This window comes from Pseudomonas sp. FBCC-B1667 (assembly GCF_059133255.1).
The window spans coordinates 2,231,421-2,249,760 of sequence record NZ_CP101437.1 but is presented as its reverse complement, the minus strand read 5'-3'; the positions used below and the strand labels follow the sequence as shown (position 1 = coordinate 2,249,760).

Genomic DNA, 18,340 nt, shown 5'->3' with positions numbered 1-18,340 from the left:
TCCCCTGTGGGAGCGAGCTTGCTCGCGATAACGTCAGCCGCCACCCCGGCTGATTAAAGCCCCATCTGCTTACTGATAATCTCGTTCATCACTTCCCGCGTCCCGCCACCAATCGACAGAATCCGGTTATCCCGGTATAGCCGCTCGACCAGGCTGTCGCGCATGTAACCCATACCACCCAAAATCTGCACCGCGTCGTTGACGATCCGGTCCGCGGTGTCGGTGGCAAAATTCTTGGCCATCGAAATCTCCTTGATCACACTCTGCCCCGCCGCCATCTTCGCCGCCTGGCGATAGGTAAACTCCCGAGACACTTCCAGCGCTGTCGCCATCTCGGCGAGGCGGTGCTTGAGGACCTGGAACTTGCCGATGGGTTTACCGAAAGCTTCGCGTTGACGCGCCCATTTCAGGCTCTCCTCCAGCGCCAGTTGCGCGGTCATGTTGGCCATCAATGCCAACGCCAGCCGCTCACTCTGGAAGTTACCCATGATGCAGGCGAACCCCATGTTTTCCGCGCCGATCAGATTGCCCACCGGCACCCGGCAATCGTCGAAGAATAACTCGGCCGTATCCGACGCCCACCAGCCCATTTTCTTCAACTGACGGCCAACGGTGAAACCGGGTGTGCCCTTCTCGATCAACAACAGGCTGATGCCGCCAAAACCCGGCTCGCCGGTGCGCACCGCGACGGTGTAGAAATCGGCACGAACGCCGCTGGTGATGAAGGTTTTGCTGCCGCTGACACGATAGAAGTCGCCGTCACGCACGGCGCGGGTTTGCAGGTTGGCAACGTCGGAACCGCCGCTGGGCTCGGTGATCGCCAGGGCGCTGATCTTCTCTCCGGACAGCACTTGCGGCACAACGCGATCACGCACTTCGAGCCGGGCCCACTTGAGGATCGGTGGCAAGCCGATGTCCAGCGAACCCAAACCGGCCACCAGTCCACCCGAGCCACAGCGCATCAGCTCTTCGCTGGCAGCGACCTTGGCGAACAGATCACCTTCATGGCTGCCACCCAGCGCTTCGGGGTAGCCAATGCCCAGAATCCCGGCAGCACCGGCCTTTAGGTAGAGCTCACGGGGAAAGCTTTCCGCTTCCTCCCACTGATCAATGTCCGGAAGAATCTCGCGCTCGACGAAACGTCTGACGCTGTCACGGACCAATTGGTGGCTGGGATCGAAGTATTCCTGGAAGGCAGGCATCGGCGAACTCCACTGAAGGTTCAGCGAAGTTAACCGAGCGCTTGCTTGGTTTTCAACAGGATTGTGTGAATCAGGCGGATCGAGTTGTGCCCTTCGCGAGCAGGCGCGCTCCCACAGGGGTTTTGTGAACACCGCAAACCCAATGTGGGAGCGAGCTTGCTCGCGATGGCGTCAGTCCAGACACTACAAGGCTATCGGCTTACGCCCGGCAAATGAATGCGCCAACGTCCCGCCATCCACCAATTCCAGCTCACCACCCAACGGCACGCCATGGGCAATTCGCGAAGCAATCAACCCTTTATTGCTGAGCAACTGCGCAATGTAATGCGCCGTCGCCTCACCTTCGACCGTCGGGTTGGTCGCGAGAATAACTTCGGTAAAGGTCCCGGCCTCTTCGATCCGCGCGATCAGTTGTGGGATACCAATCGCCTCAGGGCCGAGGCCATCAAGCGGCGACAAATGCCCCTTGAGCACAAAGTAGCGACCACGAAACCCGGTCTGCTCCACCGCATAGACATCCATCGGCCCTTCCACCACACACAACAAGGTGTCATCGCGGCGGGTATCCGCGCACTGCGGGCACAGGTCGTCTTCGGTCAGCGTGCGGCACAACCGGCAATGGCCCACCCCTTCCATGGCCTGGCTCAAGGCCGACGCCAGGCGCGAACCACCGCTGCGATCACGTTCAAGCAGTTGCAGCGCCATGCGCTGGGCGGTTTTCTGACCCACGCCCGGCAAAATTCGCAGGGCATCGATCAGTTGGCGAATCAAAGGGCTGAAGCTCATGGGGAAACGTCCGACAAAACAACGAGACGCGGTTTATACCCGCGCCTCTCTTTAGCGTCAAATACTCAGTCTTGCGCGACCCGCACCACCAGTTTGCCGAAGTTGCGCCCTTCCAGCAGACCGATGAACGCTTCGGGCGCCTGCTCGAGGCCATCGACCACGTCTTCGCGGAATTTCACCTTGCCGTCGCGCACCCACGGCGCCATGGCACTGACGAATTCCGGCTGACGATCACCGTAGTCGTCGAACACGATGAAACCCTGAATTCGCACGCGCTTGGTCAATATTGCCCGCTGCAATTGCGGGAGGCGGTCCGGGCCGGTCGGGGCTTCGTGGGCGTTGTAGGACGCGATCAGGCCGCACAGCGGAATTCGCGCCTTGGCATTGAGCAGCGGCAATACCGCGTCGAACACCTTGCCACCGACGTTCTCGTAATAAATGTCGATACCGTTGGGGCACGCCTTCGCCAGCTCCTCGGCGAAGTTAGGACTCTTGTGATCAACGCAGGCATCGAAGCCCAATTCGTCGACAACATAACGGCATTTTTCTGCGCCACCGGCCACGCCGACCGCGCGCAAGCCCTTGATCTTCGCCACCTGGCCGACCACCGAACCCACCGCACCGGACGCCGCCGCAACCACCAGGGTCTCGCCCGCCTTTGGCTGACCGATGTCCATCAGGCCCATGTAGGCCGTCATGCCCGGCATACCCAACACACCCAAGGCCATCGACGGGCTCGGCAACCCGGACGGTACCGGGATGATGTTGCGACCGTCGCTGATGCTGTGGCTTTGCCAACCTGTGGAGCCGACGACCACATCACCTTCCTGGAATTTTGGATTCAACGAGCGCTCAACCCGACTGACAGCACCGCCGGTCATGACTTCGCCGATTTCGACCGGGGCGGCGTAGGACGGTGCGTCACTCATGCGACCGCGCATGTACGGGTCCAATGACAGGTAAAGGGTCTTGAGCAGGACCTGGCCGTCAACGAGGTCCGGCATTGCTTCCCGCTCCAGACGGAAATTCTCCGGCGTCGGCGCGCCTACCGGGCGGGACGCCAGGACGATACGTTGGTTGAGGGTCAATGCGGGTGGCATGTGAGCGTCTCCTTTGATCGAGAATCGAGTGGTATAGGGGAGCAGACCGTTACGGTGGTGTGGCGTTCGAAGTTTCTGAACCCGATCATTCCCACGCTCTGCGGGGGAACGATCAACGCTACACCCATCCGGCAGAAACAAAAATGCCAGGCGCGATGCCTGGCATTTTTTTGTAGCTCATCCGACGCGCTTCAGCGAATCAGAATGGCAGTTTCATGCCCGGCGGCAGTTGCATGCCAGCGGTCATGCCGGACATCTTGTCCTGGCTGTTCGCTTCGATCTTGCGCACGGCATCGTTGACGGCGGCGGCGACGACGGCTTCCAGCATTTCTTTGTCGTCTTCGCTCAGGCCTTCGACCAGGCTTGGGTCGATGGTCACGCTCTTGACGTCGTGACGACCAGTCATCACCACGGTGACCATATCGCCACCCGCTTTACCGATGACTTCGGCGTTGGCCAGCTCTTCCTGCATCTTGGCCATTTTTTCCTGCATCTGCTGTGCCTGCTTCATCAGGCCGGCCATGCCACCTTTCATCATGGGAATCACCTCAAAAGTACTTGGATTAAATGGCGTCCGGCCCTGTTGACCGAACGCCTTCAGTTATTAGCCCTGACTGACCAGGGCGTCGACAGGTTCAATAGTATCGTTACGGATCACCGCACCGAACTGCTGCATCATTTGCTGGATGAACGGATCGCCGTGAATCGATTCCTCGGCCTCGCGCTGACGGTTGGCACGGCGCCGGGACGCCGCCTGGGCCGGGGTTTCCTGTTCAGGCTTGATCAGCTCCATGCTCAGGGTCAGTGTGCGCCCGTGAAACTGGTTCAGCGCATCGTTGAGACGCCGTTGCTGAGTCGCGTTGAACAAGGCGCTGTGGGCCGGGTCCAGGTGCATCAGCCAATGATCGCCTTCGACGGAAATCAGCGTGCAGTTGGCGGCAATACTGCCTGTCATGCCGGAAATCGGCAGTTTGGGAAACATTTCCAGCCATTGCAACGCCAGACCGGTGGCCGGCATCGCAGCGGGTTCCGGCTCAGGTTCCGGCGCGGGTTCGGCGGTATGTTCGCTGGCCAGCTCATCAAGGTAACTGTAGGCCGAATCCATGTCCGGCTCGATGTAATCCTCGTCCAGCGGCGGTTCGTCGTCCTGGTCCATGCCCGGCGTGGCGGCATCGACGTCGGCAACGGAAGGCTCCGGGATCGGCGCAGCGGCCCATTCCGGCGCGTCCGGCACCACGCTGTCCGGCGTTGGCAACGGCATTGGCGGCAACTCGGGCTGCTCGCTGGCGGTTTCCAGCACCGGTTCGACAGCGGGTTGCTGCACGACTTCGGGCACGACCGGGTCGTTCCACGGCAGGTCGATAACAGCTTCGACCGCTGCCGGCTCGATCACAGGTTCCGGCACGACAACCGGCGCAACCGGCGCAGGTTCCGGCGCGGTCACTGGAACGGCGACAACGGGAGCCGGTGCAACTGCCGCAGCGACTACCGGCGCAACAACCGGCGCGGCAGCCACTGAATTTGCGGAATCAACTGTGGCCTGGCTGATCCCCACTGGCTTTAGCGGTTGCCTCGGGGCGTCCACCGTGTCTGCCGGCCGGAAGGCGAGCATCCGCAGCAGGACCATTTCAAAGCCACCACGCGGGTCCGGTGCCAGCGGCAAATCACGCCGGCCGATCAGGCCCATCTGGTAATAAAACTGTACGTCTTCGGCCGGTAATGCCCGGGCCAGCGCCAATACGCGGTCACGGTCGCCATGACCATTGTCGACGCCTTCGGGTAAGGCCTGGGCGATGGCGACACGGTGCAGCACGTTGAGAATTTCCGAGAGCACGCCGTTCCAGTCCGGACCTTGTTCGGCCAGATGGCGAACGCCTTCGAGCAACGCCTTGGCATCACCTTCGATCAACGCATGCAAAACGTCGTAGACCTGGCCGTGATCCAGCGTACCGAGCATCGCCCGTACGTCGGCAGCCATCACCTTGCCCTCACCGAAGGCGATGGCCTGGTCGGTGAGGCTCATGGCGTCGCGCATCGAGCCATCGGCAGCACGACCCAGCAGCCACAATGCGTCATCTTCGAACGGTACATTCTCGACCCCCAGCACATGGGTCAAATGCTCGACCACACGCTCCGGCGTCATGTTTTTCAGGGAGAACTGCAGGCACCGCGACAGAATGGTTGCAGGCAGTTTCTGCGGATCGGTCGTCGCCAGGATGAACTTGACGTAGGGTGGCGGCTCTTCAAGGGTTTTCAACAGCGCATTGAAGGAATGGCTGGAGAGCATGTGCACTTCGTCGATCAGGTAGACCTTGAAGCGCCCACGGCTTGGGGCGTACTGCACGTTGTCGAGCAGCTCGCGAGTGTCTTCGACCTTGGTCCGGCTCGCGGCGTCGATCTCGATCAGGTCGACAAAGCGCCCTTCATCGATTTCCCGGCACACCGAGCACTCGCCGCACGGCGTTGAAGTGATACCTGTTTCACAGTTCAGGCATTTGGCGATGATCCGCGCAATGGTGGTCTTGCCAACTCCGCGCGTGCCGGTAAACAGGTAGGCGTGGTGCAGCCGCTGGCTGTCCAAGGCATTGATCAGAGCCTTGAGCACATGGGTCTGGCCGACCATTTCGCGGAACGAGCGCGGACGCCATTTACGTGCAAGAACCTGATAACTCATCGAAAACCGTCGCAACGAAGGAACAGAAGCGGCTAATGCTAGCGGAGCAAGGCCGAAATTGCATCCGGTGTGCTCGTCTAATCTGGCTAAGCTGAACTTTGGGGGCTTTTATCGGCTCGGGTTTCAGCTGTGCCGGAGCGTTTATGCGTCGTGCCTTGGGGGCATTGCTGTGGATAAGTATGAGCGCCGCCGCTGCTGAAGCGCCGTTGCGATTTGTCGTGCCCGACAGTTGGGCGATGCCGATGGTGCAACTGGATCACGGCCGCCTGACGCAAGGCATTTTGTATGACGTGATGCTCAGCCTTGCCACTCAGGTTGGCGTGCCGGCGGAATTTCACGTACTGCCCCGGGCGCGGGTGCAAAATGCCATGGAACACGGCGAGGTTGACGTGCGTTGCTATGCCGCGCAGTCATGGCTACCGAATCAGTCCGGCGACTACCTCTGGAGCATTCCGCTGTGGATTCAAGATGACGTTTTGATCGGCCTGCCCGATTCGCCAGACTCGGCCACCCCCGCCCATTTGCCTCGGCAACCCGTCGGCACAGTGCTGGGCTACAGCTACCCGACACTGCAACCGCTGTTCGATGCCGACCAACTGCGGCGCGAAGACGCGCGCAATCAGGAACAAGTATTGGAAAAACTCAGCGCCAGGCGCTATCGCTATGCCGTGAGCAATCAATGGACACTGGATTGGTTCAATCAGCGCCTGCTGCCCGACCGGCAACTGAAAGCGGTGGCGGTGTTGCAGGAACAGAATGTCGGTTGCTACGTGCGCAACGACCCCAAGGTGCCGGTGCAACGCATTCTGCGCACGTTGTTGCGGATGAAAATGTCCGGGGAAATCGACGACATCATCCGGCTCTACATCGGCTCGGAGCCGGGTATCCCCTGAGCAATTCATCTAGTCAACACGGCCCCCGTAGCTGGCTCGCCCCTGCAGAGGATCAAACCTGATCCGGCGTCTGCCATTGCGGTGGCACCAAAAACCCCGCCACCCAGCCAGGCACCTCTTCTGGCGGCATTGGCCGGGCGATGAAATAGCCTTGGGCGACCTCGCATCCCAGTTCCAGCAACAACTCACCGTGCTCGACGCTCTCCAGCCCCTCGGCAATCACCTGCCGACCGAACGCCTGGGCCAGACCGATCACAGCGGTGGTCAGCGCCAGGTCATCGCGATCCTCCAGCATGTCGCGCACGAACGTCTTGTCAATCTTGATGGTCTGCGTGCGCAGACGCTTGAGGTAGCTGAGGGACGAATAACCGGTGCCAAAGTCCCCCAGCGAAAACTGCACTCCCAGCGCCTGACAGGCCTGCAAACAGGCGCTGACGTGATGAATATTCTCGATGGCCACCGACTCGACGATTTCCAGATCAAGCATCTGCGCTGGAACCTCGGTGTGCCGAGCGAGTACCTGCTTGAGCCGGTCAACAAAATCCGCGCGCTGAAAATGACGGGCCGCAATGTTCAGGCTGATCGGCCAGCAGTGCCCCGCCTGCTGCCAGCAGTGCAATTGCGCCAGGACCTGATCCATCACCCACTCACCGATGTCGATGATCAGGTCCGTCTCCTCCACCGCCGGCAGGAAATCCCTGGCCCGTATCAAGCCGTTTTGCGGATGCGCCCAGCGCAACAGCGCCTCGAAACCGACGACGCTACCCAAGCGCATGTTGACCTTGGGCTGAAAATGCAGACGCAATTCACCGGCTGCCAGCGCCTGACGCACGCGCCGGACGGTCTGGTGCGTCGCCTTGACTTCTTGATCCCGGGTCACGTCGAACAGGTGAAAACGGTTGCGTCCGCGCTGCTTGGCCACGTACATGGCTTGATCGGCGTGACGCAACAGGGTTTCGGCATCGTGATTATCGAGGGGAAACAGCGTGACCCCAATGCTGGCGAACACATGCACGTCCTTGCCATGCAGTACGTACGGCGCCGAAATCGCACCCAGCACCCGGTTCAGCGCCGCACGCAATTCGGGCAGATCCCGCACGTGACGCAACACCAGCACAAACTCGTCACCCGCCAGCCGCGCCACCACATCCTCGGCGCGCACAATGCCACGCAAACGCCTGGCCACCTCCACCAGCAACACATCACCGCTGGCATGGCCGTAGCCGTCGTTGACCGCTTTAAACCCGTCGAGATCGAGCATGCACACGGCCAGCGGGATGTCTTCCAGCCGGGAGAACTCCAGCGCCTGATCCAGCAGGTCCGAGAGGTACGCACGATTGGGCAGCCCGGTCAGCACGTCATGCCCGACCCGCCATTGCAAGGTGTGAAGCAATTCGCGTTTTTCACTGATGTCGAACCGGATCGACAGGTATCGATCGACGCGCCCGGTTTCGTCGTCGAGCAACGGCACCATGGTGCTGTCGACCCAGTACAGGCTGCCGTCCTTGGCGCGATTGCAGATCTCGCCTTTCCACACACTGCCCAGCGCAATGGTGCGCCACATCGCCGAAAAGAATTCGGAGGAATGCAGGCCGGAATTGAGCAGACGGTGATTCTGGCCGATCAGCTCTTCCCGGCTATAGCCGGACACGGCGCAGAAATGGTCATTGACGTAGGTGATCCGGCCGCTCAGGTCGGTCTCGGAAAAAATCGCGGCGGCATCCACAGCCCTGCGGTACTTCTCATCCATGAATCAGGCTCGCTGTCGCTAGCGGAAGAATGGCGTGTCATCCCGGACGCGCATTTGATGGCCCATGCAAGACTGCAGATCAATCTGACTTAACACCTCGCGCCAGTCTGACGAGGGTGCGCAATGCTCGCAGCTTGACCAGGCCTTGTCCAAGCCTTCGTGCAGCAGTGAATATCGGCGCATAAGTGAAATGTTCGTTCTGAAAAACCACAGACGACGAAAAACCACCCTGGAGATGATCCATGGCAGAACGATAACAATATTTTCAGATAGATAACGCGATAGAGGAATCGCGGTGCGTTATGGAGGCAACCCCACCAGCCACACCCCGGCACACAATGTTCCCGCTGTGGCTGCTTCCTTCCGGATCTGACCAGGTTCACGGGTAATCGTTGCGGGGGGACCGATGGGGTCACCATAACGACGCTCACCTGACGGCGAGCCGCGCCATTGTACCTATCTGAGACGAAGTTACAACCGTTGAAGCGGATTAAAAAATATGAGCAGCTTCAAGGACATGCAATGCCCTTGATTCCCCGCGCTACAGGCGGACGTCGGTTTGGCGATCATTAGAGGTCCTGCAGCACTTCATCCGCCCTGCCGCCTTCTTGCTGAATCACCAGGTGGATAAAGTGCAGCTTGGCGATCACGGCAGGCGGCAAGACGAACGGGTAGAAATCCGGTTGACCCATGCTGCGTGACAGTTCATTGAGCATGCCCGCCAACTCGATCCACGCATTGACGAACGACAGAAACGCCGCGCCTCCGGGGTGCTCTGGGTCGTAGAGTGTGCTAGACGGAAATGGCTGGTAATCGAAATCCATTTCCCGCGCACTCATGCCGAAACCCAATGCGGTGTCCACGGCATCCATCATGTGCAGGTAATGCGCCCAGGTTTCCGCCCAGTCTTCCCACGGGTGCATGGTCGCGTAGGCGCTGACGCATTGGTGTTGCCAGTCGAGTGGCGCGCCCTGCTGGTAATGCCGCTCCAGCGCCTCGGCGTAACTGGCTCGCTCGTCGCCGAACAGCCCGCGAAACGGTTCCAGCCAATGGCTGCTGGCGACCAACCGGTCCCAGTAATAGTGCCCGACCTCATGCCGAAAATGCCCGAGCAACGTGCGATAGGGCTCGCGCATCTGCACCCGGAGCTGCTCGCGGTGGGCGTCATCGGCTTCCTTGATGTCGAGGGTGATCAGGCCATTGGCATGACCGGTGGTCGGTGATTTGCCCTCCAGGTCGACACCGATGAAGTCAAACGCCAGGCCGGTTTCTTCGTCGACGGTTTTGGGAGTCACCTGCAAACCGAGGCTGACTAACTGCGCGACCAGCCGCCGCTTGGCTGTTTCGACTTTGCGCCAGCGTTCGTGGTTGTCGGGAATCGACAGGTCAGGGATGGTGTGATTCAGGCTACAGGCAATGCAGAGCGCATCGTGGTCATTGGCCGGGAGCAGCCAGTTGCACGCGGCCGGGGAATCGAGATTGGCGCAGCGACGGAACACACCGGCCTGCGGGTCGGCATCGAGCCGCCAGGTATCGGCCTGCTCACCCGGTTGCAGCGAGGACAAGCGACTCTGTTCAGGCTGGTAACCCAGTGCCGCCGAACAGGCCAGGCACTGGCTGTTGCGAAAGAACAGCGACTGCCCGCAGCGACACTGCCAGACCTTGCTGTTGCGCGAACTGTCGCCCATGAAGGGCGCGGCGATGCGCGAGCTGAGCTGTTCGAAGAAGCGGTACATGGCGATCTCTCCCTGGGGCTTGCCAAGACTAGATCATTCTCTGGACAAGATCGTTCCCAGGTTGTGGCGAGGGGGCTTGCCCCCGTTGGGCTGCGCAGCGGCCCTAGATCCAACGAACGAGTTGTCACAGACAGAAGAATTGCGCCGGCTTCGCCGCCGAACGGGGGCAAGCCCCCTCGCCACAAAAAAGCTACCTAGTGACATTTTTCGTGTCAGACAGGGATACCGTATTGCTTCAGGAACTCGACGAACGCCTCTTCATCAAGCACCTTCAGCCCCAGCTCATTGGCCTTGGCCAACTTGGAACCCGCTCCCGGCCCCGCCACCACGCAATGGGTCTTGGCCGACACCGAGCCCGCCACCTTGGCCCCCAGGCTTTCAAGCTTGTCCTTGGCAACGTCGCGACTCATCAACTCCAGTGAACCGGTCAGCACCCAGGTCTGCCCCGACAGCGGCAGCCCTTCGACAACTTTTTTCTCGCTCTGCCAGTGCATGCCGAAGTCACGCAACTGCTTCTCGGCAGCCTCAGCGAGCTGGCGATTTTCCTCGACCGCAAAGAACTCGCGAACTGAATTCGCCTGCTTCTCCGGCAGCGCCTGACGCATGTCCAGCCAGTCGGCGCTCATCACCCCTTCCAGTGATCCAAACCGATCCGCCAGCTTCTGCGCCCCGCCCGGCCCGACCGAAGGAATGTGCAGCTTGTCGAGAAACCCGCCCAGCGTGGTGCTGGCCGCGAACTCGGCCCCCAGCTCGCCCTGATCCTGAATCTGCAGGCCGTGTTTGAGCAGCTCCTCGATCACTTGCTGGTTATGCGCATCTTCAAAGAAGCTGTGAATCTCGTGAGCCACTTCCAGGCCGACGTCCGGCAAGTACGTGAGCACGTGCGGCAATGCCTGCTGAACCCGCTCCAGCGAGCCCAGAGAACGCGCCAGCACCTTGGCCGTCTCTTCGCCGACATCGGGAATCCCCAGGGCGTAGATAAACCGCGCCAGGCTCGGCTTTTTGCTGTCCTCGATGGCGCTCAGCAACTTGTTGCTCGAAACCTCGGCAAACCCTTCCAGATCGACAATGTCGTCGAATTTCAGGGCATACAAATCGGCAGGCGAGCTCACCAGGCCTTCGTCGACCAGTTGCTCGACGCTCTTGTCCCCCAGGCCTTCGATGTCCATCGCACGGCGGGAAACGAAGTGAATGATCGCTTGCTTGAGCTGCGCACCGCAGGCCAGGCGACCAACGCAGCGGTACACCGCGCCCTCGCTGACGGTCTCGCGGCCTTTGCTGCGCTTGACCAGTTGTGTGCGCTCGACCTGCGAGCCGCAGACGGGGCACTGCTCGGGAATGTGTACTGGCCGGGCATCGTCCGGACGACGCTCGAGCACCACTTGCACCACTTGCGGAATCACGTCACCCGCGCGGCGGATGATGACGGTGTCGCCAATCATCAGGCCCAGTCGCGCGACCTCATCCATGTTGTGCAACGTCGCGTTGGCCACGGTGACACCCGCGACCTTGACCGGTTTTAAACGCGCCACCGGCGTGACGGCACCGGTACGACCGACCTGGAACTCGACGTCGAGCAGCTCGGTGAGCTCTTCCATCGCCGGAAATTTGTGCGCAATCGCCCAACGCGGCTCGCGAGCGCGGAAACCCAGCTCGCGTTGAGAGGCGATGCTGTTGACCTTGAACACCACGCCGTCGATTTCATACGCCAGCCCGTTGCGGCGTTCGCCGATGTCGCGGTAGTAATCCAGGCATTCGTCGATGCCGTGCGCCAGCTTCAGCTCATGACTGATCGGCAAGCCCCATGCCTGAAGCTGCTTGAGATTACCAATGTGCGTGTCGGCAATATCGGCCGAAATCTGGCCGATGCCATAGCAGCAGAATTCCAGTGGGCGGTTGGCAGTGATTTTCGAATCCAACTGTCGCAGGCTACCGGCTGCCGCGTTACGCGGGTTGGCGAACGTTTTGCCGCCGACCTCCAGCTGGCTGGCGTTGAGTCGCTCGAAACCGGCCTTGGACATGAACACTTCGCCGCGCACTTCAAGGGTCGCCGGCCAGCCAGTGCCGTGCAGCTTGAGCGGGATGTTGCGCACGGTGCGCACGTTGACGCTGATGTCTTCGCCGGTGGTGCCGTCGCCACGCGTCGCGCCGCGTACCAACACACCGTCCTGGTACAGCAAGCTGACCGCCAGGCCATCAAGCTTGGGTTCGCAGCTGTATTCCACCGCCGCACCGCCGCCGAACAGGTCACCGACCGGCAAGTCCAGGCCTTCCGTCACCCGGCGATCGAACTCGCGCATATCGGTTTCTTCGAAGGCATTGCCGAGGCTGAGCATCGGCACTTCGTGACGCACCTGAGTGAACGCCGACAACGCCGCACTGCCGACGCGCTGGGTCGGCGAATCGCTAGTGATCAGTTCAGGGTTAGCCGCTTCAAGCGCCTTGAGCTCGTGGAACAACCGATCATATTCGGCATCCGGAATACTCGGTTCGTCCAGCACGTGGTAACGATAGTTGTGCTGATCCAGCTCAGCGCGCAGCTCTAGAATGCGGTGTTTGGCGGCGGTCATGGGTGTTCTCTCATAAAGCAAAAGAGCAGCCGAGGCTGCTCAATCTTCTAATCACGATAGCCTAAAGGCTTGCGCTATGTGGCGAGGGGGCTTGCCCCCCTCGCCACAACAGCCCTTTTGAATCAACGCTTCTGGGTCAGCGCGCGGCGTTCGAACTCAACGATGCGCTGACGGTAATGCTCAATCGTCTGGGCGGTCAACACGCTGCGCTGGTCGTCTTTCAGTTCGCCGTTCAGCTCCTGGGACAGTTTGCGCGCCGCAGCCACCATCACGTCAAAAGCCTGCTTCGGATGACGTGGGCCTGGCAGACCCAGGAAGAAGCTTACGGCCGGAGTGCTGAAGTGGTCGATGTCGTCCAGATCAAAGATGCCCGGCTTGACCGCATTGGCCATGGAGAACAGAACTTCGCCATTACCGGCCATGCTTTCGTGACGGTGGAAGATATCCATCTCGCCGAAACGCAATCCGCTTTCCAGAATGTTCTGCAACAGCGCAGGGCCTTTGAAACCGGCAGCGTCGCGGCAGATCACGCTGATCACCAGCACTTCTTCAGCTTGCGGCTGATCTTTTTCAGTGACCGCTGGCGAAACCTTGGTGTCATCCGGGAAATCGTCGTCCCGACTGCTGAAGCTCGGGCCGCCATCCAGATCCAAACTGAGGTTCATGTCACCTTGCGACGGTTCCCCATGGCCACGCTTGCCGCGCTTGGAACCCGAATCACGCGGTTCACGAGCAGGCATGCTCACCGACGGCAGATCGTGTTCATCCAGTTGCGGTTCTTTGTGCGTGTCCAACACACGGGGCGGGCCCAACAGCTCGGCACTGGTGTCCTCGTCCGGCAGATTGGACAAACTTCGGTCAAGACGGAATTTCAGTTTTCCCTTGCCGCCGCGCATACGGCGCCAGCCATCAAAAAGAATACCGGCAATGACAATAATGCCGATGACGATCAGCCACTCGCGCAGACCGATTTCCATGTAATCCCGTGCCTCTATAAAAAATGCTGAAAAATAAGAGGTTTACAACCTGTAAACCGCTTTAAAACGTGGCGCCAACTCTATGTTCTGACAGGCGTTTTGCCCACGTATACGAAAAATTGATATTAAACTAGCACGACCAAAGGCAACTTTACACCGTCTGTCGAAATCGCTGCGCAAATTGTGTCGATTTGCCATCTTGCTGCAACAGGTAAAGCAGTCGTAAGTTTTGCGCAGCTATAGCTGCAAGCCTCAACTCATCCCCCTGCAGTTTACGGCTTGCAGCCTGTGACTACAGCGCTAGGCATCCACCATCGCCATCGCCTCTTCGACATCCACCGCCACCAGACGCGAGCAACCCGGCTCGTGCATCGTCACACCCATCAGTTGATCGGCCATTTCCATGGCGATCTTGTTGTGGGTGATGTAGATGAACTGCACCGTCTGCGACATTTCCTTGACCAGTCGTGCGTAGCGTCCAACGTTAGCGTCATCCAGTGGTGCGTCAACTTCATCGAGCATGCAGAACGGCGCCGGGTTCAATTTGAAGATCGCAAAAACCAGCGCCAATGCGGTGAGGGCTTTTTCGCCACCGGAGAGCAAATGGATGGTGCTGTTCTTCTTCCCTGGCGGCTGCGCCATGATCGTTACCCCTGTATCGAGTAGATCTTCGCCCGTCAGTTCCAAATACGCGCGCCCTCCACCGAAAACTTTTGGGAAAAGCGCCTGTAAACCGCCATTGATCTGATCAAAGGTATCTTTGAAGCGGTTACGGGTTTCCTTGTCGATCTTGCGAATCACGTTCTCAAGCGTGTCCAGCGCTTCCACCAGATCATCGTTCTGCGCATCCAGATAACGTTTACGCTCGGATTGTTGCTGGTATTCGTCGATGGCCGCGAGGTTGATCGCACCGAGACGCTGAATACGCGCGGCAATGCGTTCGAGTTCTTCCTCGGCGTCCTTCTCGTTGGCTTCGGCCGTCAGCGTGGCAAGCACGCCGTGCAGGTCGTAGCCATCTTCCAGCAACTGATCTTCGAGGGTCTTGCGGCGCACGGTCAGGGCTTGCCATTCCATGCGCTGGGTTTCCATCTGGCCACGAATGAGCTGCGACTGCTGTTCGGCCTGGTTACGGCGTTTTTCCGCATCACGCAGTTCACGGTCAGCATCCTCCAAGGCGATCTGCGCGGTTTTGAGCTCTTCGTCGACGGTCATGCGCTTGTCGAGCAGTTCTTCCAGTTTCAGTCGCAGTTCTTCCAGCGGCGCCTCACCCTCTTCCAGATTGAGACTGAGCTGTTCGCGTTTTTCGGTCAGGCGCTCGGACTGCATTTCCAGTCGCTCCAGCGCCTGACGCGTCGAGTCGTGTTGCGCCTTGAGCGAACCGAGACGCACCGCCAATTGATGTGCGTGATCCTTATGCTGCCGAGCTTCCTGACGCACCCGATCCAGCCGCTCGCGCAAGCTGTCGCGCTGGGCCAGCAGCAATTCACGCTGCTCGGTGTCCAGCGCCATGGCGTCGAGGGCTTCCTGCAACTGCAGGCGCGCTTCGCCAATGTTTTCGTGTTCCAGCGCACGCTGTTCGCCCAGTTCCGCGAGTTCTTCGTCGAGGCGCGTACGGCGCAGCGTCAGCTGCTCTGCCTTGGCTTTGCCGGCGGACAGTTGGGCCTTCAACTCCCCTTGCTGACGCGCTTCGTCCTGCAGCAGACGACGCAGATGTTCGCGACCGTTTTCCTGCTGACGCTGTTGCGCCCGAAGATTCTGCAGTTGGGTTTCCAGGGTCTCGACCGTGGCTTCGCGCTCTTCACGCTCCTCGGTCAACCGCTGGATTTCCTGACCGCGCGCCAGCACACCGCTTTCGGCTTCGCTGGCCCGTCGCACCCGTAAAAAGTGCCGACCGACCCAGTAACCATCACGGCTGATCAGACTCTGCCCCGCGGTCAATTGACTGCGCAATGCCAGCGCCTGTTCGAGGCCGTCGACCGGTTTGACCTGCCCCAGCCATGGCGACAGATCGATCTGCGCCTCGACCTTGTCGAGCAAGCTGCCCGGCACGCGCACGCCATCAGTGGCCGGGCTGAGCAAACGCAAATCGCCCTGAGCAAAACCGGCCAGGTCGAAATCGCCGAAGTCGTCCACCAGCACCGCTTGCAGGTCGGCGCCGAGCACGGTTTCCACCGCCAGCTCCCAACCTGCTTCTACCTTCAGGCCTTCGGCCAGACGCGGGCGATCCGCCAGATGCTGCTCACGCAACCATTCGGCAGTGCCGGTGCCCGGATCGAGCGCAGCCTGCTGCAAGGCTTCAAGCGAGGCGAGACGACCGTTCAGGCGCTGCAAATCGCCCTGCGCCTGCTGCTGATTGTGCAATGCGAGCTGCAATTCCTGACGCAGTTGTTCAAGGCGTTCGACCTGGGCTTCTTCGCTGGCCTGTAAATCTTCAAGCGTGGCTTCACTGGCGGCCAACTGCTCGCTGAGTTCCATGATCGCCGCGTCTTCCGGGTCCGCCGAGAGCAACGCACGCTCTTCGCCAAGGCGCTTCTGCCGGTCGGCGATACGCTCAATGCTGGTTTCCAGTTGCTGAATCCGCGACTGCTGCACTTCGGACTGACGACGCGGTTCGGCGGCAGTCAGGTTGAACGTGTCCCACTGCTCCTGCCAGCCGTGCATGGTGGTTTCGGATTCTTCCAGCGCGGCGGCGGCCTCTTCGGCGGCGGCGCTGGTGACTTCCTGCTCCGGCGTAAGCATGTCGAGCTCTTCGCCGAGGGTCAGCAACAGCGTGCGGTCGTGGCCCAAGTGCGATTCGGTTTCCAGGCGTGCACGCTCGGCTTCTTTCAGATCGTCCTGTAACTGACGCAAACGCTGCTGACCGTGCTGGATGCTCTGCTCGACCCGGGCGATGTCGCCGCCGACCGAATAGAAGCGTCCTTGCACCAGATTGAAGCGCTCGGACAGGTCATGGTGCCCGTCGCGGAAGCGCTCAATCGCGGCATCGGCGTTGCGTTGCTCGGCGACCAGCGCTTCGAAAGTGACTTCCTGGTTGCCGATCACCGCCTCGCGCTGACCGACCTGCTCGTTCAATGCCTGCCAGCGCAAGGCTGACAATTGAGCCTTGAGCTGGCGCTCTTCGCCTTTGTATTCCTGATATTTCTTCGCGGCTTCGGCCTGACGGTGCAGACGCTCAAGCTGACGCTCAAGTTCTTCACGCAAGTCGGTCAGACGCGCCAGGTTTTCGTGGGTGCGGCGGATGCGGTTTTCGGTCTCGCGCCGACGCTCCTTGTACTTGGAGATGCCCGCCGCTTCTTCAATGAAGTTGCGCAGGTCTTCGGGTTTGGACTCGATCAGTTTGGAGATCATTCCCTGTTCGATGATCGAGTAGCTGCGCGGGCCGAGGCCGGTGCCGAGGAAAATGTCAGTGATGTCGCGACGCCGGCATTTGGTGCCGTTGAGGTAATAAGTGGTCTGGCTGTCGCGGGTCACTTTGCGGCGAATGGAGATTTCCGCATAGGCAGCGTATTCGCCGAGCAGCGTGCCGTCGGAGTTATCGAACACCAGCTCGATGCTGGCCTGACTCACCGGTTTGCGGCTGGTCGAACCGTTGAAGATGACGTCGGTCATCGACTCGCCGCGCAAATTCTTGGCCGAGCTCTCGCCCATCACCCAGCGCACGGCGTCGATGATGTTCGACTTGCCGCAACCATTGGGCCCGACCACTGCCGCCATGTTGCTGGGGAAGTTCACCGTGGTCGGATCGACGAAGGACTTGAACCCCGCCAGCTTGATGCACTTGAGCCGCACGCTTAAGCGTCCGTCAGGGCAGAAATCACCAGATCGCAACTGCGCTGGGCATACGCCGTCAGCACTTCGCGGATCTGCGCAAAGTCACGGGCCAGCACGGCGGCGAGCAGGCGCTCGAACAGTTCGAGGAATTCGCTCATCGACGCCTTGCGCTGGTCGAGGGCGAGGAAATACGCGCGGCTCATGGCCGGCTGCAGATTCTCGACGGTTTCCTGCAAGTACGGGTTGTTGGCGAACGGGTACGCGGCGCGCATCACGTTGAAGCTGTCGTCGACGAAGGTGCGGATGTCCTGACGCTCGTAGCTGGCGGCCAGGCGTTGCTGGATCTGCACGAACGGCGCCATGTCGGCCTGGACTTTCCAGCCATTGGCCACGGCATTGCCAAGCAGGATGTACAGCTCGCTCATCAGCGTGCAAAGGCTCTGGACCTTGTGCGCCGTGAGTTCGGTGACATGGGCGCCCCGTCGCGGCAGGATCGCGATCAGGTGGCGACGCTCGAGGATCAGCAACGCTTCACGGACCGAGCCGCGGCTGACATTGAGGGCCAGCGTGACCTTCTGTTCCTGAATGCGCTCCCCGGGCTTCATTTCGCCGCGAATGATGCGTTCGGCGAGGTGGTGAGCGATTTGCTCGGCGAGGCTGTCCGGCGCCTTGAACGTCATGGTTGTCCTTCAAACTCTTCGATCTGCACAAGCGGCGCAGTGTAACCCACTTGATAGGTCATGGCGCAGGGCCCACTCGGCGGTTTTGGCACGATTCAAGCAAAAAAGCAGGCGTGCGCGTGAGGGTCAATACTGAAGCAATGAAGTGTTTGCTGACAAAATGCTATTTCCTGACCTTTAAGTCAGAAAATCATTGACCGA

General features: G+C 60.2%; 12 protein-coding genes and 1 other RNA gene. 1 reads left to right on the top strand and 12 read right to left on the bottom strand.

Translation table 11 applies throughout. The annotated features are described in order from the left end of the window. Nucleotides 1-53: 53 nt before the first annotated feature. The 5 genes from NL116_RS10055 to dnaX form a co-directional block, all read right to left on the bottom strand. Nucleotides 54-1,202, bottom strand: a complete 1,149-nt coding sequence (locus NL116_RS10055; protein ID WP_494377033.1) for an acyl-CoA dehydrogenase family protein — start codon at nucleotides 1,200-1,202, stop codon at nucleotides 54-56. A 183-nt stretch (nucleotides 1,203-1,385) separates the two neighbouring features. Continuing rightward, complete coding sequence (recR, locus tag NL116_RS10050) at nucleotides 1,386-1,988, bottom strand: recombination mediator RecR (RefSeq protein WP_494377032.1); 603 nt, start codon at nucleotides 1,986-1,988, stop codon at nucleotides 1,386-1,388. Nucleotides 1,989-2,053: 65 nt separating this feature from the next. Continuing rightward, a complete protein-coding gene (gene curA, locus NL116_RS10045) occupies nucleotides 2,054-3,088 on the bottom strand; it encodes an NADPH-dependent curcumin/dihydrocurcumin reductase (RefSeq protein ID WP_494377031.1) in 1,035 nt (344 codons plus the stop codon). Between the two features lie 199 nt (nucleotides 3,089-3,287). Further along, complete coding sequence (locus tag NL116_RS10040; protein WP_027921723.1) at nucleotides 3,288-3,626, bottom strand: YbaB/EbfC family nucleoid-associated protein; 339 nt, start codon at nucleotides 3,624-3,626, stop codon at nucleotides 3,288-3,290. Between the two features lie 66 nt (nucleotides 3,627-3,692). Then, nucleotides 3,693-5,762 (bottom strand): DNA polymerase III subunit gamma/tau, encoded by a 2,070-nt coding sequence (dnaX, locus tag NL116_RS10035; protein WP_494377030.1) that lies wholly within the window; start codon nucleotides 5,760-5,762, stop codon nucleotides 3,693-3,695. A 143-nt stretch (nucleotides 5,763-5,905) separates the two neighbouring features. Here dnaX and NL116_RS10030 point away from each other — a divergent pair, with 143 nt between their 5' ends. Further along, entirely contained in the window at nucleotides 5,906-6,655 is a 750-nt protein-coding gene (locus NL116_RS10030; protein ID WP_494377029.1) for a substrate-binding periplasmic protein, read from the top strand. A gap of 52 nt (nucleotides 6,656-6,707) precedes the next feature. Here NL116_RS10030 and NL116_RS10025 read toward each other — a convergent pair whose 3' ends face one another. The 7 genes from NL116_RS10025 to NL116_RS09995 form a co-directional block, all read right to left on the bottom strand. Beyond that, nucleotides 6,708-8,405: a putative bifunctional diguanylate cyclase/phosphodiesterase gene (locus NL116_RS10025; protein ID WP_494377028.1), complete on the bottom strand. Its 1,698-nt coding sequence runs from the start codon at nucleotides 8,403-8,405 to the stop codon at nucleotides 6,708-6,710. 312 nt (nucleotides 8,406-8,717) lie between these two features. Beyond that, nucleotides 8,718-8,814, bottom strand: an RNA gene (gene ffs / locus NL116_RS10020) — signal recognition particle sRNA small type. A gap of 160 nt (nucleotides 8,815-8,974) precedes the next feature. Beyond that, on the bottom strand, nucleotides 8,975-10,141 hold the full coding sequence (locus tag NL116_RS10015; protein WP_494377027.1) for a zinc-binding metallopeptidase family protein: 1,167 nt from the start codon (nucleotides 10,139-10,141) through the stop codon (nucleotides 8,975-8,977). Between the two features lie 212 nt (nucleotides 10,142-10,353). Continuing rightward, a complete protein-coding gene (gene ligA, locus NL116_RS10010; RefSeq protein ID WP_494377026.1) occupies nucleotides 10,354-12,711 on the bottom strand; it encodes an NAD-dependent DNA ligase LigA in 2,358 nt (785 codons plus the stop codon). A 122-nt stretch (nucleotides 12,712-12,833) separates the two neighbouring features. Then, complete coding sequence (gene zipA / locus NL116_RS10005) at nucleotides 12,834-13,688, bottom strand: cell division protein ZipA (protein ID WP_494377025.1); 855 nt, start codon at nucleotides 13,686-13,688, stop codon at nucleotides 12,834-12,836. Nucleotides 13,689-13,988: 300 nt separating this feature from the next. Next, nucleotides 13,989-17,477, bottom strand: a complete 3,489-nt coding sequence (gene smc / locus NL116_RS10000) for a chromosome segregation protein SMC (protein WP_494377024.1) — start codon at nucleotides 17,475-17,477, stop codon at nucleotides 13,989-13,991. 2 nt (nucleotides 17,478-17,479) lie between these two features. Beyond that, entirely contained in the window at nucleotides 17,480-18,139 is a 660-nt protein-coding gene (locus tag NL116_RS09995; RefSeq protein WP_494377023.1) for a GntR family transcriptional regulator, read from the bottom strand. Between the last annotated feature and the right edge of the window lie 201 nt (nucleotides 18,140-18,340).